This window comes from Sphingopyxis sp., from assembly GCF_035250425.1.
In the GTDB taxonomy this organism is placed as follows: Bacteria; Pseudomonadota; Alphaproteobacteria; order Sphingomonadales; family Sphingomonadaceae; genus Sphingopyxis.
The window spans coordinates 11,039-33,956 of the sequence record NZ_DATFFD010000212.1 but is presented as its reverse complement, the minus strand read 5'-3'; the positions used below and the strand labels follow the sequence as shown (position 1 = coordinate 33,956).

Sequence of the window (22,918 nt, the reverse complement as noted above, 5' to 3'; positions counted from 1 at the left end):
CGCGCACGTCTGCTTTTGGGCAGCACCTGGCTTCCCCACCATCAGCGCAAAACAGCTTTCCCCATAGCCCAGCCCATGACCACCGCGGTTCGGGCACCGAAGACTTTCCGACGCCTATCGGCGTCCGAAACTCTCAACGATGCACCGAAGACTTTCCGACGCCTATCGGCGTCCGAAACTCTCAACGATTGCGGTCAGGCAGCTTTGCGGGCCGAAGCCAAAGAAGCAGACCCTAAAGTGGCAATAATCAAGCTGTAGCAAGCAGACTCTTCAATGGCGTTTCGGCATCCGCAAGCTGCTCGGCGGTCGCGCAAAGCCCGACGGCGACGATCATGCGGCCCTGGACATAATCCTTGGTCGCATTGACGCAGTCGATCGCGATGACTTTTCCGGCCTTGAGATATACGACCGAAAAGCTGCGGTTGGCGGGATCGCCGCGCAGCACCGCCCTGTCATGCCCCGTCGACAAGCCCGCAGTCTGGAGCTTCAGATCATATTGGTTCGACCAGAACCACGGGATCGCGTGGTAATGCGCTTCGTCGCCGACGATGCCCTTGGCGACGACGTTGGCCTGATCGTTGGCGTTCTGAACCGACTCCAGGCGGATCACGATGCCTTCGGCAAAGTCATTCTCGTGCGCGGCGCAGTCGCCGATCGCGTAAATGTCGGGCAGACTGGTCTTGCACAGCCGGTCGACGAGGACGCCATTGCCACCCTCAGCCCCGGCCGCGATCAGCGGTCCGACGGAAGGGACGATGCCGATGCCGACGATGACTAGGTCGGCGGGAATAACTTCGCCGTCGGCTAGCCGTACGCCGGTAACATGGGTCTCGCCCTCGATCGCTTCGACCGCCACGCCCAGCCGCAGGTCGACGCCGTGCTCGCGATGCTCGCGTTCGTAAAAGCGCGACAATTCGGTTCCGGCGACGCGCGCCAGCACGCGATCGAGCGCTTCAAGCAGCACAACCTTCCTGCCCGCCTTGCGCAGCACCGCCGCCGCCTCAAGCCCGATATAGCCGCCGCCGACAACCACGATCTGGCGCGCCGTTTCCGATGCCGCCTTCATCGCATCGGCGTCGGCGCGGGTGCGGACCCCTTGCACGCCCGGCAGGTCGCCGCCGGGGATCGGCAGCATCCGCGGGGCACCGCCCGTCGCCCAAACGAGTTTGCCATAGCCGATCGTCTCGCCGCCATCGGTCGTGACACTATGTGCTGCCGGATCGACCGAAACGACGCGCTTACCGAGCAGCATACTCACCTCGCGCTCGTCCCAATATTTGGCGGGGCGCAGCTGGATGCGTTCGAATTCCTTCTCGCCCGCGAAATATTCCTTCGACAGCGGCGGGCGTTCGTAGGGCAGCTCGGGCTCGTCGCCGACGATCGCGATACTACCCTCGAACCTCTGCGTGCGCAGCATGATCGCAACCTGTGCGCCGCCATGTCCGGCCCCCACGATCACCACGTCATATTGCGGCATTGTCTAGACTCCCTGCAGACCGCCGTTGCTGCGGAGCTGCGTTTCATTGGCGCGCATCAGACGCGCCGGCTCGCCGCCGATGCTCCAGTGCGCCGGGTCGATCGACAGCAGCTGGCCGCGGATGGCGCCGCGCCGGCATCCCAAATGCTTCTCGATCAGATCGGTAAATCCGGCCATCAGCCGCTCGAGCTGCTCCTGTGGACGCCCCTCCAGCGCGAGGCAGGTAAAAAAGGGGGCAATCTCGCCGCCTTCGCTAACTGGCACGCCGGCGGTCGCCCAGTGGCCGGGCGAGATCAGCGTCACAAACGCGCGAACGCGATCAAGCGGCAGCGGCTCCATGCCGGGATAAAGAGTCTCGACATAGAAGTGGCTCGCATCTTTGAGCAGCTGCCGGACTGCCTCGTCGTCAAAGGCTCCGGGAACCAGAAAGAAATTCACGATCGGCATGGCTGTCTCCTAAGGAATTGCGCGCCGCCGCCCGGCATCGAGAAAGAGCGTCGAACCGGCGAGCGCGTCGGCTTCGGGAGCGAGCAATGTGCGTACCGCCCAGCCGATCTGCGCGGGTTCAACAAAGGCGCCGATTGCCGACTCGGCGCGCATGTCGGCCAGAACCTCCTCGACCTCCTTCCCCTCGCGCGCAGCTCGCGCGGCTGCCACATTGTGAAGCCGGCCGGTATCGGCGGGACCCGGCGCCACAAGATGCGCCGTGATGCCGCGCGGTCCATAAGCCCAGCTCATTTGCCGGACGAGGTTCGCCAGGGCCGCATTCGCAACGCCCGCCGTCGCGGCATAGGCGGTAGGTTCGAAGCCATAATGGCCGCCAATCGCGACAAGTCGCGATTTCTCGCGGAGGCGATGGTCGACAGCGCGGACCAGACGCACGAAACCACCCGCTTTGATATTGCAGGCCTCGCCGAGCAGCGACGGCGGGACATCGAGGACCCCTCCCGCGACCGGCACCCCCGGCGCGTGCACGACCATGGCCACCGGCGCGTCGATCGCGGCGCTGATTGCGTCGATCGCCTCGTCGCACGCGAGGTCGGCCATCAGCGGAACGACGTGGTCGGCACGGCCCGCCCCTGCTTTTTCCGGCGCGCCCGCCGAACGCGCTACGCTGACAACCCGGAGGCCAGCAGCGATGAGCGCGTCGACGATGGCTGACCCCAGCGCGCCGCTCCCCCCGACGACGACTGCCAGCTCCTTTGGTTCAGGTGACGACATTCAGGAAGCTCGGCACAACCACATTGCCCTGGCTGAATAGCGCGTTGCCGAATTTCGACGTGTCCCAAATCAGGGTGGGATTGTCGGGGTAATAGACATAGCCCCCCGTGAAGACCTCGTTGCGGTTGCCCGACTTGTCGAAGAAATAGACGGTGGCGCCGCGCGTCACGCCGTGCCGGTTCGGCCCGAAATCGATCGGAATGTCATATTTCCCCATGCGATCGGCGGCATGATAGAGATCGTTCACCGACTCCAGCAGGAAGGAGATGTGGTGCAGCTTGGCATCGTCGGGCTGCGCGACGAACGCGATATCGTGCGGCTTGTTCGAGCAGCTCACGAAGCTCGCGAGCGGCGCCCGGCTTTCATGATCCTGTAGTTCCTCGGTAAGGTTGAAGCCGAACACCTTGAGGAACAGGTCGCGCGATGCGGCAATGTCGCGCCCGCCGAGCAGGCAGTGGTCGAGCCGGATGATCCGCATGCCGCGCACGTAATCGTCGTCGGGAATGGTGCCGGGATTGCTGCTCTCCATGCCGTTTCCGACCTGCTCCTTGGTTGCGTAGAGCTGGCAGATATGCCCCGTGGGCAGCGTGAACTCGACCCGCCGTCCGCTGCGCGGGTAAACGCCGGGGGCGATATCGCGCGTCTCGACCCCATAGTCTTGAAGCCGCCCGGCAAGGACCGTGAGCGTATCGTCGTCGAGTACCTTGAACGCGACATAGTTGACGCCGCACTGGTCGCTCTTTTCGACGACGACGCTGTGGCAATCATGCTCGTCCCATGCCTTGTAATAGGTGCGATTGTCCCCTTCGCGCAGCGTCTCGATCAGGCCGAGGTGGACGCCATAATGCGTCCGCGCCTCGTCCATATCGAGGACTCGAACGCAGACTTCTCCAAGCCGCAGGACACCCGTAACCGACATCGTATCTCTCCTTCGTCCCTACAGGTGCTCAGACCGTTATTGGCGCCTGGCTATTATGTCCGATAAGGCCGCGCTCTTTCGCCATGGTCAGCGCCGTGTCCTCGATCATGTCTTCCTGTCCGCCGATCATCTTGAGGCGGCCAAGTTCGACAAGTAAATCTCGCGCCGGAAGGCCATATTTGCGTTCGCAATCCTTCGCCGCATACAGGAACGTCGAATAGACACCGGCATAGCCGAGCGTCAGGCTGTCGCGATCGGCGCGCGGCGGCTTCGGCATCATGGGCAGCACGCGGTCTTCGGCCACGTCCATCAGCTTGAACACGTCGATGCCCGTTTCCATTCCCATGCGTTCGCCGACTGCTGCAAAAAGTTCGAGCGGCGTATTCCCTGCTCCAGCGCCGAGGCCCGCGGCCGAACCGTCGATGCGCGAGGCGCCCGCGGCGACCGCGGCAACCGAGTTTGCGACCCCCATGCCGAGGTTGTGATGGCCATGAAAGCCGATCTCGGTGTCGGGCTGCAGTGCTGCGCGCATCGCGCCGATCCGCGCCGTCACCTCTTCGGGAAGCATATAACCGGCGCTATCGGTGCAATAGACCGTCGTCGCGCCATAGCTCTCCATCAACAGCGCTTGTTCGACAAAGGCTTGAACCGAGGTCATGTGCGCCATCATCAGGAAGCCGACGGTGTCCATGCCGAGCTGGCGGCCAAGGCCGATATGCTGTTCGGTGACATCGGCCTCTGTGCAGTGCGAGGCGACATGGACGCAGCGCGCGCCGCAGTCGGCCGCCATGCGCAGCTCGTCGAGCGTGCCGATACCGGGAACATGAAGCACCGAGACGATGGCATTCTTCATCCGCGACGCGACTGCGGTGATATATTCCTTGTCGGTGTGAAGACCGCGGCCATAATTGAGCGACGAACCGCCAAGCCCATCGCCATGCGTCACCTGGAGCAGCGGCACGCCCGCCTCGTCGAGGCCGGTGGCGATATCGACCATCTGCTCGAGCGTGATCTGATGGCGCATCGAATGCATGCCATCGCGCAGGCACATGTCGTGCAGCTTGACGTTCCGGCCGCGAATATTGTCATCCTGGCTCATTGGACAGCCTCCTCAATCTTGCGTTCGAGCTTGAGCTTGCCGCTCAATATGTCGGTGGCGAACATCTCCGCGGTGCGCGCCGCCGCCGCGGTCATGATGTCGAGATTGCCCGCATATTTGGGCAGGAAGTCGCCAAGTCCTTCGACTTCGAGAAAGATCGACACCTTCTTGCCTTCGAAGGTCGGGCCATTTTTGAGACGGTAGCCGGGCACATATTTCTGCACTTCGGCGATCATTTCGAGGACCGAGCGGGTAATCGCATCGACCTGGGGCTCGTCGATCGTTTCGCAATAGACGGTGTCGCGCATCATCAGCGGCGGCTCGGCAGGATTGACGACGACGATGGCCTTGCCGGTGTCGGCGCCGCCCACCTTGACCACGGCGCCCGAGGTCGTCCGCGTGAATTCATCGATATTCTTGCGCGTGCCCGGGCCTATCGACTTGGAGGCCACCGTCGCGATGATCTCCGAATAGCCGACTGGCTGGACGCGGCTCACCGCGTTCACCATCGGGATTGTCGCCTGGCCAGCGCATGTCACCATATTTACGTTCATCACGGCCTGCTCGGCGAGCTGAACCAGATTGACAGGGGGGACGCATAAGGGGCCAATCGCCGCCGGAGTGAGATCGATCATCAAGACGCCAAGCGCGTTGAGTTTGCGGCTGTTTTCGGCATGAACATAGGCCGATGTCGCGTCGAATGCGATCTGGACGCCGTCAGCCTCGACATGCGGCACCAAGCCGTCGACACCGTCTTCGGTCGTCTTGAGCCCGAGATCACGGGCTCGCGCAAGACCTTCGGACCTAGGATCGACACCGACCATCCACACCGGCTCGAGCACATCGGAGCGCAGGAGCTTATAGAGCAGGTCGGTCCCGATGTTTCCGGGGCCGATGATGGCACATTTGATCTTGGTCATACCGACTCTCCATTGGTTTCGACCTTTTCGCCGAAGGTCACGCCGGCGACCGCATAATGGTCGAGAGGCAACTCGTTGATCATGATGCGTACCTGATCAGGCTTGGCGTCGATCGCATCGACGACGGCGTCGGTGATGGCGCGAATGAGGGCGCGCTTGCGCTCGACGGTGCGCCCTTCGGCGAGGGTGACGGAGATGATAGGCATTAGCCGGTTACATCCTTTCCAAAGATGTGCCGCGCGATGATCCATTTCTGGATTTCATTCGCACCTTCGTAGATCTCGGCGATTTTGACGTCGCGGTAGACTTCGCCGACGTGACAGTGCGACCCGTCGTGGCTCAGCTCGCGCAGGAAGCCATAGCCGCCGAACAGCTGTACCGCCTCGCGCGCGAAGTCGCCCGCGATGCCCGTGGCATAATATTTGGCCATTGCGGCCTCGGGCTCGGGAAATTCGGTCCCAAGATCTCGGCGGATCGCGGCTTTCAAATAGAGATTGCGTGCATTTTCGATTTCGGTTGCACGTTCGGCGACGCGAAACTGCCAATGCTGCATCTCTGCGAGCGCCTTGCCGAACAGGCGGCGCTCCTTCATTCGTGCCACAACATGATCGAACAGGGACTGCGCCATGCCGACGCCCGCCGCTGCGATGCCGATACGGCCATAGGTGAGCGTCTTGAGCGCGACGCGCAGACCCCCGCCACTTTGCCCCAGAAGGTTCGCTTCGGGCACAAACACATTGTCGAAATATATGTCGGCGGTGAGCTGGCCATTATTGCCGATCTTGCGGTCGGGCTTGCCGACCCGGACGCCTTCGCTGTCGAGATCGATGACGAGCTCGGTCATCCGCCCGCCTTCGCGGCACAGCGCGACGACGAAGGCGGCGACGGGCGCATTGGTGATGAAGCGCTTCTGGCCCGAGACGCGCCAGCCGCCGTCGACCGCGACCGCATCCGTCACCATCGACGACACCGATAGGTCACTCGACGCTTCGGGTTCGGTGGTTGCAAAGGAGCCGACGACGTCGCCCGCGAGCAATGGCGTAAGGTAATTATGTTTGAGATAATCCGATCCCTGGACGAGCGCATTGCCCGCGAGGATGCAGTGCACATCGTAGATCGCGCCGACCGAGCTTGAATAATAGCTGAGCTCTTCGATCACAGCTGCGGTCGCGGAAGCCGGATATTGGAGCCCGCGGCCGCCGACATCGGCGGGGAACGGGATGCGAAAGAGACCCGCTTCGCCCATTGCTTTGAACACGTCGTGCGGAAAATGCTCGATGCTCTCGGGCCCTTCGCCAATCTGGCGGGCGCGCGGTGCTACGACGCGCGCGCAAAATTCGCGGACCTCGGCGCGCACGTCGAGAAGCTCCTGCGGGCTCATCAGGTCATGGTAGAGCAAGGGCTCCTGGCGTTCGGGCCAGATGCCGGGTGCGGCGCCGCTCATACGAACTGCACCGTGATGCTGCCCATGTCCTGGAAACGCGCGGTGATCGCGTCGCCCGCCTCGACCGGCGTCGCTTCGGTTGCGGCGCCGCTCAGCACGATCGAGCCGGCAGAAAGGCTGCGGCCGCGGCCATGGAGCCAGGCGACGAGCATCTGCACCGCGCGCGCCGGATGCCCAAGAACGGCGGCCGACGACGTCATCGCGACGCTCGCGCCATTCTGCTCCATGACGATGCCGACCGTCGACAGGTCAAGCGCTTCGGGCCGCATCGGGCGGCCGCCCAGAACGAAGCGCGACGAGGAGCCATTGTCGGCAATCACGCTTACGAGGTCGAATTTGAACTTCTCGAAGCGGCTGTCGATGATTTCGAGAGCCGGCTGGACGAAGTCCGTCGCGGCGAGGATCTCGGCGACCGACACATCGGGGCCGGAGAGCTCCGTCTTGGTGACAAAGGCGATTTCGGCCTCGACGCGCGGATGGATGAGCCCCACCATCGGGATCTGCGAGCCTTCGGGGTAGCAGGTGTCGTGCATCAGCATTCCAAAGCTCGGAACGTCGACGCCCATCTGCTCCATTTTTGCTTTGGACGTGAGGCCCGCTTTGAGCCCCGCAAGACGGCGGCCTTTCGCTTCCCAGCGGCGCAGAAGTTCGTCCTGCACGGCATAGCTGTCGTCGATACTCATATCGGGATGAGCGTCGGTGAATTTCGCGATCGTGCTCGCGCTAGACTGCGCCCAGTCGACGGTATCGGCGATCGCGTGAATGGTGGCCGATTCAAGCATGTCTGGCGCCTCCCGAAAAGCTGATCGCGCAGGAACCGATGCCGCCGATCCGCATCTCTAGCCGGTCGCCGGCGGCGACTGGAATGAGTGGTCCGAGCGAGCCCGACAGGATCACCTCGCCCGCGAGAAACGGAATGCCGAGACGGCCGAGCGTATTCGCCAGCCAGGCCACCGAATTGAGCGGCGAGCCCTGGACCGCGGCGCCGACCCCGGTCGCGGCAAGCTCGCCGTTTTTTTCGACCAACATCCCGGCCAGCGCCAGGTCGACATCGCGCGGATCGACCTGGCGTGCGCCGAGCGCATAGACGCCGCACGATGCGTTATCCGCTACCGTGTCGAGGATCTTGATGTCCCAATTGTCGATGCGACTGTCGACGATCTCGAAGCAGGCGCGGACATGGTCGGTGGCACGCAGCACATCGGCCGCAGTGACGCCCGGGCCCTTGAGATCGGACTTGAGAATGAAGGCGATCTCGGCCTCGGCCTTGGGTTGGATCAACATATCGATCTCGATCGCCGCACCGTCGGCAAAGGCCATATCCGATGTGAGCTGGCCGAAATCCGGCTCGAACACGCCGATGGCGTCCTGCACTGCCTTGGAGGTCACGCCGATCTTCTTGCCGACGATCGTCTCGCCCGCTCCGACCCGGCGCTGCACCATATGCGCTGCGATATGATAGCTGTCGACGATGGTGAGGCCCTCGACCCGGTCGCGAAGCGGCGGCAGGGTCGTGCGACCGACAAGCGCTTCGTAGAGCGCGTCGCCATGATATTGGATTTGTGCGGTTTCGAGCGTCATGGGCCTTACAATTTGATGCAGATGTTGCGGAGTTCGGTGTAGAATTCGAGGCTATGAACGCCGCCCTCGCGGCCGATTCCCGACTGTTTCGAGCCGCCGAAGGGGGTTCTGAGGTCGCGCAGGAACCAACAGTTCACCCATGTGATGCCGACGTCGATGGCTGCTGCCATCCGGTGCGCGCGTGACAGGTCGCGGGTCCAGATACTCGTCGCGAGACCATATTGGGTGTCGTTGGCGAGCGCGACGACTTCGGCTTCGCTATCGAAGGGCCGGACGTGGCAGCAGGGCCCGAAAATCTCTTCCTGGATGATGGCATGATCGTCGCCGAGGCCGGTCCAGACCGTCGGCTCAACCCAATTGCCGCCGGCGAGCGCGCCCTCGAGCAAAGGTGCGCCACCACCTGTCCAGACCGTCGCACCCGCGTCGCGGGCACGCTCATAATATCCCAGCACCTTTTGCTGATGCTCGCGCGAGATCAGCGGTCCGAAGTTGGTGGCGCTGTCGGTTGGGTCGCCAGGCTTCAAAGTCTTGGCGCGGTCCACGAGCGCAGCGACAAAACGGTCGAACAAGGGGCGTTCGACATAGATGCGCTCGGTCCCAAGGCAGACCTGCCCCGTGTTCAAAAAGACGGAGCGCGCGCAGCCATCGAGGACTTGGTCGATATCGGCGTCAGCGAAAATGATCGCGCTGTTCTTGCCGCCCATCTCGAAAGAAACGTCACGCAGTCCCTCGGCCGCTGCCTTCATGATAACGGTCCCGGTGCGGGTTTCGCCGGTGAAGGTGATCGCGTCGACCCCGGGATGCTCGGTCAGGAATGCTCCGGCCGAATTGGGACCGAAGCCGTGCACAACATTATAGACACCCTTGGGAACACCCACGGCGTTCATCACTTCGCCGAGCAGCGTCGCGGTTCCAGGGGTTTCCTCGGACGGCTTGACCACGACAGTGTTACCGCATGCGAGCGCGGGCGCGACCTTCCATGTCATGAGCAGAAGCGGCGAGTTCCAGGGACTGATCACGCCGATCACGCCCTTCGGCTTGCGGATCGAATAGTTGAGCGCGCCCGCCCCGTCAGGCGTCGGGGTCTGGAAGCTTTCGGTCGAGACATTCTTGATGACGTCGGCGAATACTTTGAAATTCGCCGCTCCCCGCGGAATGAAGGCATGCGCCATCATCGACCTGGGCTGGCCGGTATCCGCCATTTCCGCCGCGACAAAATCGTCGAACCGCCGTGTGATGCCGTCGGCGACGGCGCGCAGCAGGTCGGATCGGTCGTCGACGCTGAGCTTGTGCCACGGCCCTTCGAGCGCCGTGCGTGCCGCGCGGACCGCCGCATCGACCTCGGCCCTACCGCCCTCGGCAACGAGGCCGGCGAGCTCGCCGTCATGCGGGCGGCGATTTTCAAAGCTTCTGCCGCTGGCGCTCTCGACAAAGGCGCCATCGATGAAATGCTTGAACTCGGTCACGGCGCTTTCTCCAAATATGTGCCGATCGCGGCTTCGGCCGCGCGGATATCCTGCTCGGTCGAGCCGCCGGAGGTGCCGACGGCACCCACGAGCACGCCCGCGCTGAACAGGGGAACCCCTCCGGGTACGTCCGTCAAGCGTGGCCGCCGCAGCAGGCCGCTTCGGACTTGCTCGGTTTCCTTTGCGAGCGCGTCGGCAAGGTCGGCCGTCGACAGGCGCATGCCTGCGGCGGTCCAGGCCTTGTCGATTGAGAGCTCGGTCGAAATCGAAAAAGCATCGGGCATGCGCAGAAAGCCCGCGAGCCCACCGGCCGCATCGACGACGGCAATGCAGAGCCGCGCGCCGTCGGCCTCGGCCTGCGAACGGGCACTGGTCAGCATATGCTCGACCAGAGGCGCAGCAAGACTGGCCGACCCCATTAGTTCGGCAGTCCGGTTGGCGCGGGGGGCAGCGGGCGGATATTGAGATTCGAAACGGGAATGATGCGGCAAGCCAGCACAATGCCCTGACCTTCATCGTCACGCGAAATACGCGCGCGGTTCATCGTCATGGTCTGATAGGCGCCTTCGACAACCTTGATCCGGCAGACGCCGCACCCGCCGCTGCGGCAGCCGATGCTAAGGGCAGTGTCGCCTTCGGCGACGAGGCTTGCGAGCAGCGTGCGGTCGGACGCGGCGCGAAAGCGTTGTGTCTGGCCTTCAAAGCTGATCTCGAACCGCTGCATCGGCGAATATCCTGCCCCATCATCGTCGGAGGGCCGCGCGACGGCGGCCTCTTTGCCGTTTCGATACGGTCGTGGTGCAATACCAGCAAATACCATTTTAAGTCGGTCTTGATACGGTACGGGTATCGAAGCTATACTGCGCCCATGAAACTTCATCAGCTGAACTATTTCATCGCCGTCGCCGAAGAAGGCCACGTCGGTCGGGCCGCGTCACGGCTCAACATTTCGCAACCTCCCCTGACGCGCCAGATCCAGCAGCTCGAACAAGAGCTGGGGGTCACATTGTTCGAACGTCACGCCTCAGGCATGGCGTTGACCGAGCCGGGCAAGCTGTTCCTCGAAGAGGCACGTCACGCGCGATCGGTACTCGAACTGGCAATCGATCGGGTCAAACGGGCTGGGCGCGGCGAACTAGGGCGCCTCGATGTCGGCATCTTTGGTTCAGGTATTCTTGGGACGATCCCGAAGATCATCCACCAGTTCCGGAATCGCTATCCGGGAATCGATGTTTCGATCCACTCGATGACGAAGGATGCGCAAATTCATGCGCTGCGAAACCGTACCTTGAGCGTTGCCTTCAACCGCCTACTCGAGCCGCTACCGGACATTACGATCGAATGTGTCGAGCGCGAGCCGATTTTCCTCGCGGTCAACAGCGACAATCCGCTTGCGCAGGCGCCGTCACTAGAGCTCGGAAAACTGACCAAGGAAAGTTATATCCTCTTTCCTACTGTCGGCCGTCCCGGATTCATCGAAAAAGCGCGCGGCATATGTCACGATCTCGGCTTCGTGCCGCGCGTGGCGCAAGAGGTCGGCGACGTCATGACGGGTGTGGCACTCGTCGCGGCAGGCTTCGGCGTCGCGATGGTCCCGAAGAGCGCGACCGCGATCGACATCGAGCATGTGGTTTACAAACCGCTCGTCGACCTCCCTGACTCCGCGAAGGTCGATCTGAGCTGTGTCTATATGACAGACGACACGTCACCGATTCTAGCGCGTTTCCTGGAAACGGTACGCGATCTTGCGAGCGACAAAGTCCTTTAGATCACGCGAAACGTGCGACGCGCGGTGAGTGCTTTCCCTTAGGGGGATGGCCACCGACTCGCTCGCTCCTGATACCCAATCGGTATCAGGAGCGCCCTCAAACAGTATTTGCCGGTAATGACCGACGCCCATAGACGACTTGTCGAAGGGCGATGGGGAGAGGTGAACGTCGTGTGGCCGAAGGCCCCTCGATTCCTCTCACCCCCATTTCCGAACCGATTGACGACAATAAGCCGCGGCAAACGGGGCATGAACCTGAAGGGAGAGACGATGAATATCCTCAAGCTGCGCGGCGCATCCTTAGCCGTACTAGCGCTCGCATCGGCCATGCCGGTTCAAGCCCTCGCACAGATCGATACCAGTGACGGCAGCGCGAGCGAAGAGCCCGCGGCTGAAACCGGCGGGCTTCAGGACATTGTCGTGACGGCCCAGAAGCGTTCGGAAAATGTCCAGGATGTGCCGATCGCCATCACTGCAGTCTCCGGCGCGGCGCTGCAGGCGAAAGGCATAACCGACGTCGCCGCGCTTGCTGGGCAGGCTCCAAGCGTGACGCTGAAATCCACTGCGGCATTCGGCGGCTCGACGGCCACACTCTATTCTTATATCCGCGGCATTGGTCAGAATGATTTTGCCTTCAACGTCGAGCCTGGCGTCGGCCTTTATGTCGATGGCGTCTATCTCGCGCGCAACATCGGTGCGAACGTCGACTTGCTTGATCTTGACCGCGTTGAGGTTCTGAAAGGCCCGCAAGGCACATTATTCGGGCGCAACACAATCGGTGGGGCTCTCAGCATCGTGACGCGCGACCCGGGCGACGAATGGAAGTTCAAAGCCGAAGCGACGACCGGGCGCTTCAACCGAATTGATGTTCGCGGCACCATCGACGCGCCACTCATTCCCGATAAATTGCTCGCGAGCTTTGCCTTCTCAACGCGCCACCGCGACGGCTATCAGCAGCGCATCGGCTATGCGGGGCCAACCGACAACAATCCGATCTATCTGCTCGCGACGAACGGCGCGTTTGGCGGCCCGACGAACACCAACACCGACGAAGGCCTTCGTTTCCCGGTCGTCAGCAAGGAGCGCAGCACCGACGCGGGCGATCAGAATCAGACATCGTTCCGCGCCAAATTCGTGTGGACGCCTTCGGAACGGCTACGCGTGCGGCTGATTGGCGACTATTTGACGGTGGACCAAGCGGCAGCCCCTTTCTCCCTGCTGCAGGTCAACCAGAATGCCTATGTGGCGTTGTACAACACGTGCATCACCGGCAACCAGGCGATCTATGACGGTGTCGGAGCATTGACCGGCTTTGGTGCCGGCGTGTCGGCGCTCTGCAATGCGGTTCGCGGCAACCCTGCGTCTCCGACGGGCGTCGCCCCCTCCCTGGGCAGCGAAGCGGGCCAGCATCTGCCCTATGACGGCCGCTTTGTCGTTCGGCGGGCCGATGGAAGCATCGACCCCGACCGGAGCTATGCAAGCGGAGCCAATTTCGACGAAGTCGAGAACTGGGGCCTCAATCTGCAGTTCGACTATGAACTCAATGACGCGTTGCAGCTCAAGTCGATCACTGGCTACCGCAAACTCGCTTCCCGTTTTGGCGTCGATATCGGGGGCGCGCCCTTTTCGGCACTCAACCCCACATTCGCCGACGACGAAAAGCAGTTTTCCCAGGAAGTCCAGCTGATCGGCAAGGTCTGGGACAATCGGTGGAACTTCGTCCTTGGCGGCTATTATTTTCACGAATGGGGTACGCATGATGACGGCGTTCCGTTCACGGGCGGCCTGATCCAGATATGGTCGCCCAATAACAGCTACGACACGAAGGCCTATGCCGCCTTCATTCACAACAATATCGAGATCGTTCCGGATCGTCTCGGCATCACGCTCGGAGCGCGTTACACGCATGAAGACAAGAGCTTCACCGGCGCGCAGCGCGACGAAAACCGCTTTGCGCAGTTGCTGTTTGGCTTGCCCCCCTCGGTGTATCCGGATCCAACGAGCCCATATCTGCTTTATCCGCTGGGCCTCAACAAGCAGAGCTTCAACAATTTCTCTTATCGGATCGGAGCGGAGTATAAGTTTTCGCGCGACGTAATGCTCTATGCGTCTTACGCCACCGGCTACAAAGGTGGCGGTTGGACCACGCGCCTCGAGGCTCCGCCGTTCAACCCGGTTACTTTTGCGCGTCTCGGCGCCCCCACATTTGGACCCGAAAAAGCGAAAACCGCTGAAGTGGGGCTCAAGTCGACATTTCTCGACCGTCGCGTCCGCCTCAATCTTGCGGCATTCGAGACCCAGTACGACAGCATCCAGCTGACCTTTCAGAACAGCTCGACGCCTGTCACCGCCAATGGCGGCGACGGGCGGATCCGGGGCTTCGAGGCGGAGCTCAATACCCAGTTTACCCCCGAATGGGCGATCGACGCCAGCGTCGGCCGTCTGGACGCGAAATATCAATCGGTTAGCCCCGGCGTGCCACTCACCGGAAATGAAGCCTTTGTGAATACGCCCAAGTGGACCGTCCAGGCAGGCTCGTCCTACAGGATCGATCTAGGCGGCGGATCGCTGACTCCGCGGATCGATTGGACCTACGCCAGCAAGACCTACAACGACGAAGCAAACACCGAAATACTCGCGAGCCCGAAGCGCAGCCTCTTCAACGGGTCGGTCACCTACCGCTTCCCGAATGAAAAGTTCGAAATCCAGGCTGGCGTCACGAACATCTTCGACAAGCGTTTCGTGCAGTCTGGATATACAAACGCCCAGGCGATCTACTCCGGGACATACAATCGTCCTCGCGAGTGGTTTTTGACGCTGCGAGTCCAGAATTGATTGTCCTGCTGAACGCTTACCGGCCGCCTATCGAGCCCGATGGTGCGGCTGTGAATTTCTCAACGCATGCGAGTTGGCACGCGCCTTGCGAAATGAGTTGCAAGCGACGGCGGCGAACGCCGCTCATGGGAGATTGACGAATGACCGAATTGACGAAAGTTCAGCTAGCGGCCTGCCCCTTCAGCGCCGCAGCCAAAAACTGGAATCCCTGGGACAAGGATTTCATCAGGGACCCTTGGCCGGTGCTGGCGCAGATTCAGGAAGAGCAACCCGTCTTCTACAAACCCGAGATCGGCTATTGGGTCGTCACCAAGCACGCCGACGTACGCAAATGCTTCCTCGACAACAAGACCTTCACCGCCGAACTCGCGATCGAACCGATCGTGCCGCTCTACGACAGCACGATCCAGAAGTTCATGGCGTCGGGCTTCAGTGACGGGCCGGTTCTGGTGAACGAACAGCCGCCGACGCACCGCGCGCATCGTAGCCGCCTCCAGCGCCAGTTCGAGCCCGCGAAACTTCGCGAACTCGAACCTTTCGTGCGCTCGCTCGTGAACAGCTACATCGACAAATTCGTGAAGCTGGGCCGTGCCGATTTGATGAAGGACTTCATTTACGAGATCCCGGCCCTCGTGGTTTTCAAGCTGCTGGGGGTCGCCGAGGACGATCTGCAGAAGGTCAAGCATTGGGCAGGTCCCGCCGCGCTCTTCAGCTGGGGCCGTCCGACCGAGGCCGAGCAGAATGAGATGGCGGACGCGCTCGGCGAATATTGGAAGTTCTCGACCGACTTCGTCGAATGGAAAAAGAACAATCTTGGTGACGATTTCATCAGCGACGCGATCCGCGGGCAGATGGAGGAGGGCAAGGAGGAATGGCCCGACGACTATCTAGTCCGCTTGATGCTGAACTTCACCTTCGCAGGCCATGAAACAACGACTAATGCCTCAGGCAATGCCGTGATGAACTTGCTAACCATGCGCGATCGGTGGGAAGCGCTCGTCGCCGATCCCGCGAAGATTCCGAACGCGGTCAACGAATGCCTGCGTATCGGCTCATCGATTATCGCATGGCGCCGCCAAGCTGTCGTCGAGACCGAACTTTCGGGCGTGACGATCCCGGCCGGCGCGAAACTTCTCATCTACAATGGTGCCGCCAATCGCGATCCCTCGGTGTTCGAGAACCCGCAAGAGTTCGATATTGAACGCGCGAATGCGACGCGCCTGCTCTCCTTCGGCTTCGGACCGCATCTCTGTCTTGGCCAACCGGTCGCGAAGCTCGAGATGAAGATCATGCTCGAAGAGCTGACGCGTCGCCTGCCGCACCTTCAGCTCGAGCCCCAGGAATTTACCTTCTCGCCGCCGAACACGACGGCTCGCGGGCCCGACGAGATTTGGGCGACCTGGGATCCCGCACGGAACCCGGTCCCCGAGGACCGTCCCTGACATTTTATCGCCGGACGAGTCCGAGCGAGCGCCGGGCCGGTCGCGCCCGTTCCTTCCCCGAGCGAGGATGACAATGGAAGTTACCGAATCGACGATCGCCATTGCCGCATCGCCGCAGACCGTGTGGAGCATAATCGACGATATCGACCGTTATCCCGAGTGGAACCCGATTGTTCCACGTATCGCGGGACGTACGACGGTCGGCGAACGGCTTTCAGGTGAGCTCGTCATCCCCGACATGCCGACCCCGCCGCTCACCCCAATGATCACCCGGATCGTCGCGGGCCGCGAATTTCGCTGGAAGTCGGTCATCCCCGGCGCTCAGGGGTTTTCGGCAGAACATATCTTCATTCTGGAACCGAAGGGCGAAGGCACCACGCTGATCCACCGGGAGGTATTCGACGGTCCGGCCGCCTCACATCTGGCCGAGCCGATCCGGCTGCTCGTCGCGCCAGCCTATCGCAATTTCGATGTTCAACTCAAGACGCGTGCGGAAGAATTCGCACATGCATCCCCGGCTCTGCACCCGTCGGTCGCCGCGCCCGACGCGGAGACGGCAAGCCATGCCACGCTACGCTGCCTTTGCGCTTCAAACCAGGTTGAGGTCACGCTCAAAGAACCCGTTCAGCATAATCATCTGTGCGGCTGCTCAAAATGCTGGAAGCCTGAAGGTGCGCTTCTGGCGCAGACAGCGGTGGTCGCCGCCGATGCCGCAGATATATCGGCGCATGGAGAGAAGCTGCGGTTGGTCGATTCAGCATCGGCTATCCGCCGCCATTTGTGCAGGGACTGCGGCACGCATTTGATCGGCACGGTCGAGGATCCCACCCATCATTTCTACGGCCTCGCCTTCGTTCATCCCGAACTTTCGGCGAACCGAATTGCAGGCAAGCCCGAGTTCGCCGGCTTCATTTCGTCGGTGATCGAGAGCGGAACCAGTGCCTCGGCGATGGAAGCGATCCGGCGTGAACTCGCGGCTGCGGGCATCGAATGTCATGACGCTTTTTCGCCTGAGATCATGGACATCATCGCCTATCACCGGGTCAAGGTCGCCACGCATCCGTCGCTGGCGCTCGCCGCAGAATGAGCGGTCGGGAGAAGCACGAAAGCGACGGTGGGGGTGGAGGTTCGCTCACTCGCGCGCTCGCGGGCCTTCTAAATCATTTCTTCTCGACGATCGGCAAGCACCAACCCGGCTGTGCGATCGAAGCACCGCAGCTCCCGCCACAAAACTTCCGATCGCCGGGATCGAATGACACATCAGACCATGAGACTGGAACTGCAGAATGAAGACCCGTGCCGCCGTTGCGTTCGAAGCGAAGAAGCCGCTCGAAATCGTCGAACTCGACCTCGAAGGCCCGAAGGCGGGAGAGGTCTTGGTGGAAATCATGGCAACGGGCATCTGCCACACCGACGCCTACACGCTCGACGGCCTCGACAGCGAGGGCATCTTTCCGAGCGTGCTGGGGCATGAAGGCGCGGGCGTGGTGCGTGAGGTCGGCGCGGGCGTCACCAGCGTCAAGCCGGGCGACCATGTCATCCCGCTCTACACCCCCGAATGCCGTCAGTGCAAAAGCTGCCTGTCGGGCAAGACCAACCTCTGCACCGCGATCCGCGCCACGCAGGGCAAGGGGCTGATGCCCGACGGCACGACGCGCTTTTCTTACAAGGGCCAGCCGATCTTCCATTATATGGGCTGCTCGACCTTTTCGAACTTCACCGTGCTGCCCGAGATTGCGGTTGCGAAGATCCGCGAGGACGCGCCGTTCCAGTCGAGTTGCTACATCGGCTGCGGCGTGACCACCGGGGTTGGCGCGGTGATCAACACCGCGAAGGTACAGGTCGGCGACAATGTCGTCGTCTTCGGGCTCGGCGGGATCGGGCTCAACGTGATCCAGGGCGCGCGGCTTGCCGGTGCGAAGCAGATCATTGGCGTCGACATCAACCCGGACCGCGAAGAATGGGGCCGCAAGTTCGGCATGACCGACTTCCTCAACACCAAGGGCATGAGCCGCGAAGACACGGTCGCCGCGATCGTGCAGCTGACCGACGGCGGCGGCGACTACACTTTTGATGCCACGGGCAACACCGAGGTGATGCGCACCGCATTGGAAGCCTGCCACCGCGGCTGGGGCACCTCGATCATCATCGGCGTCGCCGAGGCGGGCAAGGAGATCGCGACCCGCCCGTTCCAGCTCGTCACCGGGCGCAACTGGCGCGGCACCGCGTTCGGCGGCGCCAAGGGCCGCACCGATGTGCCGAAGATCGTCGACATGTACATGACCGGCAAGATCGAGATCGACCCGATGATCACGCACGTCATGGGGCTCGAGGACATCAACAAGGGCTTCGACCTGATGCATGCGGGGACGAGCATCCGCTCGGTCGTGGTCTACTGACATGGCGACGCTTTTCGTGACCACCCGCGACGGCACGCAGCACGAAGTTCCGGCGGAGGCAGGTGTCTCGGTCATGCAAGCCATTCGCGATGCCGGCATCGACGAGTTATATGCGCTGTGCGGCGGCTGCATGTCCTGCGCCACCTGTCATGTGCATGTCGATCCCGTGGATTTAGACCGCTTGGCGGCGGTGTCGACCGAAGAGTTCGATCTTCTTGAGAGTGCGGAGCATGTCAGCGAGCGATCCCGTCTCTCTTGCCAGATCGAGGTGTCCGAGGCGCTTGACGGTCTGCGTCTAAAGATCGCGGAAGAAGGCTAGAGCGACGAAAATCGACACCGTTTCGGGGTGGGGCTCGCGCGGCGGACGCGAGGGGAGGATCGTCGATCTCTAATAGCGGTCTCTTTTTCAGCTTGCCCCGTCATACGTACGTCCCTCGCTATAAAGTCGAGGACAAACATCGTGCGGAATGGGTCCGCAGACAATTAAAGTAGCGTCAAAACTTGTTGCGTGACCTGTGAGTGCTAATCGGTGGGGGCGCAAACGTCTCAAGCCTTGGCCCTACCACAGGAGCGAACGACTGGAGTGGGAATCCCATACATCAAGTGAATGACTGGAACGAGGCGTATTCCAGATCGATCGGAGTTGGCCGGTAGATGCCGCTTCCCTCGCTAGCGAACGGCAGCTTACACCACTCGCTGAAGAACCTCGCAACTTCCGAAATCAGGCGCAGCCCGGCCGCTAACTTGATCAATCTGGCCGACAGGCGAAAGTCCCGTTTGAAGTTCGGTCGCAGGGATAGCTGACCTTCACTTCGCGTCGGCTGACAACCAGCCGGTTGTTGAGATCACCCATCAATAAGGTCCGCTTCTGGCAGAATTTGCCAATGAGCCTGTTTAAGCGGGCTGTGAGCGAAGCGTCCTAGACGTGGTCTTTCGGTTGGAAGGACAAGAGATCGCGACTCTAGCATTGAGGAGATCAGCCGCTAGTATGAAACGGTCAAATTGAAGCGGTCCATGGGCCGGCGGGAGCGATTCGGGAGTGTCGAATGGTGACAAGGTGGAGAAGGACTACTTCCTGACCTCTGCATTCTGGGAGAACGGGCAGGCACTTGGCTTCCCGATCCAGTTCGATCTGGTCCTCAAGCATCTCCGACAGGACATGCGCGACGACTGGTATTTCGACTGTCTTCAATACGATGATCTGTTCAACGATCCCGAGGAGGCGAAGCGGATCATCGTCGCGATGCTCCAGGAGTGGAACGGCGTCTACGCGGGAACCCGCAGCGTCGTTCGTAACATCCCAAAGAAGGGCTTCGGCGAACGTTATGGACTGGAAACCGATTTTTTCGACCGGTTCGTCTACCAGTCTATCTGCAGCTTCCTGATACCCTACTACGACAAGCTGCTCGGCCATCGGGTGCTCAGCTACCGATACGAGGCCAATCCCCAGAACAGGAAGTATCTCTTCAAAAACAAGATCAACCGCTGGTTCACGTTTGAAGGCGTCACGCTGACCTTCGTCCGCTCCGGCAAGTTCCTGCTGGTCACCGACCTCAGCAACTTCTTCGAGAACATCGCGCGCGAGCAGATCGTCGCGGGGCTCGAGAAGGTCATTCCGAAAATCGAAGCGACAGGACCGGAGAAGCTGCAAATCAGGAATGCGATTGCAACTCTCGACGGGCTTCTCGCACAGTGGACGTTCAGCGGAAGCCACGGCCTGCCCCAAAACCGGGATGCGTCCTCGTTCCTCTCCAACATGCTCCTTTCCCGTGTCGATCGAGCAATGACGGGGAAAGGTTATGACTACTACCGCTACGTCGACGACATCCGGGTGATCGCCGACAGCGAACTCCATGCCCGACGCGCCCTGCAGGATCTCATCCGCCTCCTTCGGACGGTCGGACTGAACATCAACGCCAACAAGACAGCGATCCTGTCCCCCGAAACGTCGCAGAAGGATCTTGCCGAATTCTTCCCGTCGCAGGACAGCACGACAACTGCGATTAACCAGATGTGGCAGTCGCGGAGCCGGCGGATCGTCACGCGGTCCGTGACCTACATCTTTGAGATCCTGAGCAAGTGCATCGCAGCCGGGGAGACACAGACGCGCTCCTTTAGGTTCGCGGTCAACCGTGTCGCCCAGATCGTGGAATCCGGGCTGTTCGACGTGAGCGACGCACTTTCGACCTCGCTCCTCGACACCCTCTCGGCGTCCCTCTCGGAACATGCCGTGACAACGGATCAATACTGCCGCCTCATCTCCATCTTAGATCGCGACGGGAGATGCCTGCCCGCGCTGGAGGCGTTCCTGCTGGCCGAGGACGGAGCTATCCACGAGTGGCAGAACTACAACATCTGGCTGCTTCTCGCTATGCGCAAGCACCGATCCGACGGCCTTGTCGCCCTTGCCGACCGTAAGCTCAGGGAAGACATGAAGTCCGGAGAGGCGGCAGCCATCCTCATCTGGCTGCGCTGTGTCGGCGAGAAGGGCCTAATCGAACGAAGCATCCAGGGCTTCGAGGGCCTTCCCTATCAGAACGCTAGGTACCTGCTCATTTCCTCTGCTGTTCTGGACGACGACAGTTTGCGTCCGCTCCATGGCAAGGTGCCGACCGGGCTGAAGGCGACCAGGGCCCGGGTTGGGCGCTACGACAACGAGGAGGGCTTGCCCTTCGCCGTCCGCGAACGGCCGGACATCCTGAACCTCGTGGACGAGATCAGCGAATATGATTGATCTCGGATCCAAGCTGCTCATCTTCCTAAAGGACTTCACCGGCAGAGGTGACGACTGCTTTTACTGGTTAGTCCATGATCGGCTCGAGGAGACAAACCCGGCCGAGATCGTGGCCTTCCCAGGTCTGGTCGTCTGCCACGACTTCTGGATGATCCGCGACCTGCTCTACGATAAGACCGGTGATCTTCCCGCAGTCGTGCTGGACGTCGACGAATTGCGGATCTCGATCGGAGGCAATCCCGACGATCGGCTTAATCGCGAGAAGAGCGACATAAGCACCCATCTCGGTCCCTGCGGGGCATCCCAGGAAGTCTGCTCGGCATATAAGCGCATGTTCAATCGGGGGATCCCGTTCGATGTCGAGATTGCTACCAAGGCGGCGCGCGCGATCGCCAGGCTCTACCTGACACTCTGCGCCCAAGCCGCCGCGAATGGCGAGATGGAGCGATTCTTCGGCGTGGAGATGCCCGTCTACCGCCTGCTCCAGAAGGCGATGTCCGCGGGAATAACGATCGAAGCGGCAGATCTGTCGGCCAAGCGGGCGGAGGCGGAACACGACTACTTCTACTGCCTGAAGAACTACTCGGCCAAGCACGACATGCCGCTCGAGACCCCGTCGCGGACATCGATCGAACGGAAACTTCACGCCTCCGGATTCGAGTTCGAGGGCGTCTCCACGAAATACGTTCTCGAGTTTGTGCCCCATCCCGACGATTTCGGAGGCGACACCCTCGCCCTTGAGGAGTTCGACGCCGCCAAGCGCGTGCTCTCCTCGCTGACCTTGGCTGGCGGGCGCACGCGCCCTATCGTTGACGTCTTCGGGTCCCGCACGTCGCGCATACTCCTGCGCAACCCGCCGCTCCAGAGCATGTCCAAGAAATATCGGTCCATCGTCAGCACTCGCGAAGGCGCGGAGCTGTGCTACGTGGACTTCGATCAGTTCGAAGTCGGGATCATGGCCGCCCTCTCGGGCGATCAGCAGCTCGCCGCGCTCTTCGCGGCGGGAGATATGTACGAGCTGTTCGCGGAGAGCCATCTCGGGCTCACGGACAATCGGAAGGCCGCCAAGCAGCTCTTCCTGTCATACGCCTACGGGATGAGCCGCAAGGCCCTGGTGGACGCCGCCGTAGAGCTGGGAGCTAAGCGCGACAAGGCGAAGGACGCCTTTCGGATCTTTGCCCGATACGAGGAGTGGAAAAAGGAGGTTTGCACGGAATTCCAGCGCACGGGACGGATCGCCACCGAAATGGGCAATCACTACGCGCGGAGCAACTTGGGCGCGCTCACCGGCAAGGAGCGGCGTTCCGCAGTCAGCCAAGTCGTGCAGGGCACGGGATCCCTCATCTTCAAGAAGGCGCTGCTTGAAGTGGAGAAACTGGATGACGTCGCCATTCTGCTTCCGATGCACGACGCGCTGCTGTTCGAGCACCGTCTGCCCGAAACGCCATCGAAGGTGATCGCCGCATTCGAGCGCGTGATGACGGAAACTCTGGGAGGCCGGATCGCCGGAAAGGCGTCGGTCGGGGACTTCGTACCGGCCTGAGCCCATGCTTCGATCAACGCCGATGCACGTCGGCCCTTCCGGAATACCGCGCCCGGGACTTGAGAAACGG

The 22,918-nt window shown here is 61.6% G+C and carries 22 protein-coding genes; 9 read left to right on the top strand and 13 right to left on the bottom strand.

From position 1 onward, the window contains the following. Positions 1-258 (top strand): hypothetical protein (locus VJ811_RS12660; RefSeq protein ID WP_324072853.1); only part of this gene is annotated, 258 nt, incomplete at its 5' end. On the opposite strand, the gene VJ811_RS12655 is transcribed toward VJ811_RS12660, so the two are convergent. From VJ811_RS12655 to VJ811_RS12595, 13 genes are read right to left on the bottom strand one after another with little or no spacing between them, the layout of a single operon-like run. After that, complete coding sequence (locus tag VJ811_RS12655) at positions 248-1,477, bottom strand: NAD(P)/FAD-dependent oxidoreductase (RefSeq protein WP_324072851.1); 1,230 nt, start codon at positions 1,475-1,477, stop codon at positions 248-250. The two genes, VJ811_RS12660 and VJ811_RS12655, sit on opposite strands and share 11 nt — an antisense overlap. Positions 1,478-1,480: 3 nt before the next feature. After that, a complete protein-coding gene (locus VJ811_RS12650) occupies positions 1,481-1,924 on the bottom strand; it encodes a tautomerase family protein (protein WP_324072848.1) in 444 nt (147 codons plus the stop codon). A gap of 9 nt (positions 1,925-1,933) precedes the next feature. Next, entirely contained in the window at positions 1,934-2,698 is a 765-nt protein-coding gene (locus tag VJ811_RS12645; protein WP_324072846.1) for an SDR family oxidoreductase, read from the bottom strand. Beyond that, entirely contained in the window at positions 2,685-3,617 is a 933-nt protein-coding gene (locus VJ811_RS12640) for a catechol 2,3-dioxygenase (protein WP_324072844.1), read from the bottom strand. Before VJ811_RS12640 ends, VJ811_RS12645 begins: the two co-directional genes overlap by 14 nt. Before the next feature lie 28 nt (positions 3,618-3,645). Further along, a complete protein-coding gene (gene dmpG / locus VJ811_RS12635; protein WP_324072843.1) occupies positions 3,646-4,716 on the bottom strand; it encodes a 4-hydroxy-2-oxovalerate aldolase in 1,071 nt (356 codons plus the stop codon). After that, positions 4,713-5,636 carry an acetaldehyde dehydrogenase (acetylating) gene (locus tag VJ811_RS12630; RefSeq protein ID WP_324072840.1) on the bottom strand — a complete coding sequence of 308 codons (924 nt, stop codon included), beginning with the start codon at positions 5,634-5,636 and terminating at the stop codon, positions 4,713-4,715. The genes dmpG and VJ811_RS12630 overlap by 4 nt, the downstream gene beginning before the upstream one ends. Further along, a complete protein-coding gene (locus VJ811_RS12625) occupies positions 5,633-5,842 on the bottom strand; it encodes a 4-oxalocrotonate tautomerase family protein (RefSeq protein ID WP_324072838.1) in 210 nt (69 codons plus the stop codon). The genes VJ811_RS12630 and VJ811_RS12625 overlap by 4 nt, the downstream gene beginning before the upstream one ends. After that, on the bottom strand, positions 5,842-7,080 hold the full coding sequence (locus tag VJ811_RS12620) for an acyl-CoA dehydrogenase family protein (protein WP_324072837.1): 1,239 nt from the start codon (positions 7,078-7,080) through the stop codon (positions 5,842-5,844). The genes VJ811_RS12625 and VJ811_RS12620 overlap by 1 nt, the downstream gene beginning before the upstream one ends. Then, on the bottom strand, positions 7,077-7,862 hold the full coding sequence (gene dmpH, locus VJ811_RS12615; protein ID WP_324072835.1) for a 2-oxo-3-hexenedioate decarboxylase: 786 nt from the start codon (positions 7,860-7,862) through the stop codon (positions 7,077-7,079). The genes VJ811_RS12620 and dmpH overlap by 4 nt, the downstream gene beginning before the upstream one ends. After that, a complete protein-coding gene (locus tag VJ811_RS12610; protein WP_324072833.1) occupies positions 7,855-8,661 on the bottom strand; it encodes a fumarylacetoacetate hydrolase family protein in 807 nt (268 codons plus the stop codon). Before VJ811_RS12610 ends, dmpH begins: the two co-directional genes overlap by 8 nt. Positions 8,662-8,666: 5 nt before the next feature. Continuing rightward, positions 8,667-10,127, bottom strand: coding sequence for a 2-hydroxymuconic semialdehyde dehydrogenase (locus VJ811_RS12605; protein WP_324072830.1), 1,461 nt, complete (start codon positions 10,125-10,127; stop codon positions 8,667-8,669). Then, positions 10,124-10,507, bottom strand: coding sequence for a heme-binding protein (locus VJ811_RS12600; protein ID WP_324072829.1), 384 nt, complete (start codon positions 10,505-10,507; stop codon positions 10,124-10,126). The genes VJ811_RS12605 and VJ811_RS12600 overlap by 4 nt, the downstream gene beginning before the upstream one ends. Positions 10,508-10,545: 38 nt before the next feature. Then, entirely contained in the window at positions 10,546-11,007 is a 462-nt protein-coding gene (locus VJ811_RS12595; protein ID WP_324072827.1) for a 2Fe-2S iron-sulfur cluster binding domain-containing protein, read from the bottom strand. Here VJ811_RS12595 and VJ811_RS12590 point away from each other — a divergent pair. From VJ811_RS12590 to VJ811_RS12555, 8 genes are all read left to right on the top strand, one after another. Continuing rightward, positions 10,996-11,895 carry a LysR family transcriptional regulator gene (locus VJ811_RS12590; RefSeq protein WP_324072826.1) on the top strand — a complete coding sequence of 300 codons (900 nt, stop codon included), beginning with the start codon at positions 10,996-10,998 and terminating at the stop codon, positions 11,893-11,895. The genes VJ811_RS12595 and VJ811_RS12590 overlap by 12 nt on opposite strands. A 249-nt stretch (positions 11,896-12,144) precedes the next feature. Continuing rightward, on the top strand, positions 12,145-14,730 hold the full coding sequence (locus VJ811_RS12585; RefSeq protein WP_324072824.1) for a TonB-dependent receptor: 2,586 nt from the start codon (positions 12,145-12,147) through the stop codon (positions 14,728-14,730). A 140-nt stretch (positions 14,731-14,870) separates the two neighbouring features. After that, on the top strand, positions 14,871-16,172 hold the full coding sequence (locus VJ811_RS12580; RefSeq protein WP_324072822.1) for a cytochrome P450: 1,302 nt from the start codon (positions 14,871-14,873) through the stop codon (positions 16,170-16,172). 73 nt (positions 16,173-16,245) lie between these two features. Next, positions 16,246-17,259 carry an SRPBCC family protein gene (locus VJ811_RS12575; RefSeq protein WP_324072821.1) on the top strand — a complete coding sequence of 338 codons (1,014 nt, stop codon included), beginning with the start codon at positions 16,246-16,248 and terminating at the stop codon, positions 17,257-17,259. Positions 17,260-17,458: 199 nt separating this feature from the next. Next, entirely contained in the window at positions 17,459-18,571 is a 1,113-nt protein-coding gene (locus tag VJ811_RS12570; RefSeq protein WP_324072820.1) for an S-(hydroxymethyl)glutathione dehydrogenase/class III alcohol dehydrogenase, read from the top strand. Position 18,572: 1 nt separating this feature from the next. After that, positions 18,573-18,890: a 2Fe-2S iron-sulfur cluster-binding protein gene (locus VJ811_RS12565; RefSeq protein WP_324072818.1), complete on the top strand. Its 318-nt coding sequence runs from the start codon at positions 18,573-18,575 to the stop codon at positions 18,888-18,890. A 720-nt stretch (positions 18,891-19,610) separates the two neighbouring features. Continuing rightward, positions 19,611-21,305, top strand: a complete 1,695-nt coding sequence (locus VJ811_RS12560; protein WP_324072816.1) for an RNA-directed DNA polymerase — start codon at positions 19,611-19,613, stop codon at positions 21,303-21,305. After that, on the top strand, positions 21,298-22,848 hold the full coding sequence (locus VJ811_RS12555) for a DNA polymerase (protein WP_324072813.1): 1,551 nt from the start codon (positions 21,298-21,300) through the stop codon (positions 22,846-22,848). The genes VJ811_RS12560 and VJ811_RS12555 overlap by 8 nt, the downstream gene beginning before the upstream one ends. Positions 22,849-22,918 lie beyond the last annotated feature (70 nt).

Coding starts and splice junctions, on each gene's coding strand:
- VJ811_RS12600 (WP_324072829.1), bottom strand. CDS start 10,507: ATGCTGACCAGTGCCCGTTCGCAGGCCGAGGCCGACGGCGCGCGGCTC.
- VJ811_RS12565 (WP_324072818.1), top strand. CDS start 18,573: ATGGCGACGCTTTTCGTGACCACCCGCGACGGCACGCAGCACGAAGTT.
- dmpG (WP_324072843.1), bottom strand. CDS start 4,716: ATGAGCCAGGATGACAATATTCGCGGCCGGAACGTCAAGCTGCACGAC.
- VJ811_RS12645 (WP_324072846.1), bottom strand. CDS start 2,698: ATGTCGTCACCTGAACCAAAGGAGCTGGCAGTCGTCGTCGGGGGGAGC.
- VJ811_RS12570 (WP_324072820.1), top strand. CDS start 17,459: ATGAAGACCCGTGCCGCCGTTGCGTTCGAAGCGAAGAAGCCGCTCGAA.
- VJ811_RS12620 (WP_324072837.1), bottom strand. CDS start 7,080: ATGAGCGGCGCCGCACCCGGCATCTGGCCCGAACGCCAGGAGCCCTTG.
- VJ811_RS12610 (WP_324072833.1), bottom strand. CDS start 8,661: ATGACGCTCGAAACCGCACAAATCCAATATCATGGCGACGCGCTCTAC.
- VJ811_RS12655 (WP_324072851.1), bottom strand. CDS start 1,477: ATGCCGCAATATGACGTGGTGATCGTGGGGGCCGGACATGGCGGCGCA.
- VJ811_RS12625 (WP_324072838.1), bottom strand. CDS start 5,842: ATGCCTATCATCTCCGTCACCCTCGCCGAAGGGCGCACCGTCGAGCGC.
- VJ811_RS12585 (WP_324072824.1), top strand. CDS start 12,145: ATGAACCTGAAGGGAGAGACGATGAATATCCTCAAGCTGCGCGGCGCA.
- VJ811_RS12640 (WP_324072844.1), bottom strand. CDS start 3,617: ATGTCGGTTACGGGTGTCCTGCGGCTTGGAGAAGTCTGCGTTCGAGTC.
- dmpH (WP_324072835.1), bottom strand. CDS start 7,862: ATGCTTGAATCGGCCACCATTCACGCGATCGCCGATACCGTCGACTGG.
- VJ811_RS12630 (WP_324072840.1), bottom strand. CDS start 5,636: ATGACCAAGATCAAATGTGCCATCATCGGCCCCGGAAACATCGGGACC.
- VJ811_RS12595 (WP_324072827.1), bottom strand. CDS start 11,007: ATGAAGTTTCATGGGCGCAGTATAGCTTCGATACCCGTACCGTATCAA.
- VJ811_RS12575 (WP_324072821.1), top strand. CDS start 16,246: ATGGAAGTTACCGAATCGACGATCGCCATTGCCGCATCGCCGCAGACC.
- VJ811_RS12590 (WP_324072826.1), top strand. CDS start 10,996: ATGAAACTTCATCAGCTGAACTATTTCATCGCCGTCGCCGAAGAAGGC.
- VJ811_RS12650 (WP_324072848.1), bottom strand. CDS start 1,924: ATGCCGATCGTGAATTTCTTTCTGGTTCCCGGAGCCTTTGACGACGAG.
- VJ811_RS12580 (WP_324072822.1), top strand. CDS start 14,871: ATGACCGAATTGACGAAAGTTCAGCTAGCGGCCTGCCCCTTCAGCGCC.
- VJ811_RS12555 (WP_324072813.1), top strand. CDS start 21,298: ATGATTGATCTCGGATCCAAGCTGCTCATCTTCCTAAAGGACTTCACC.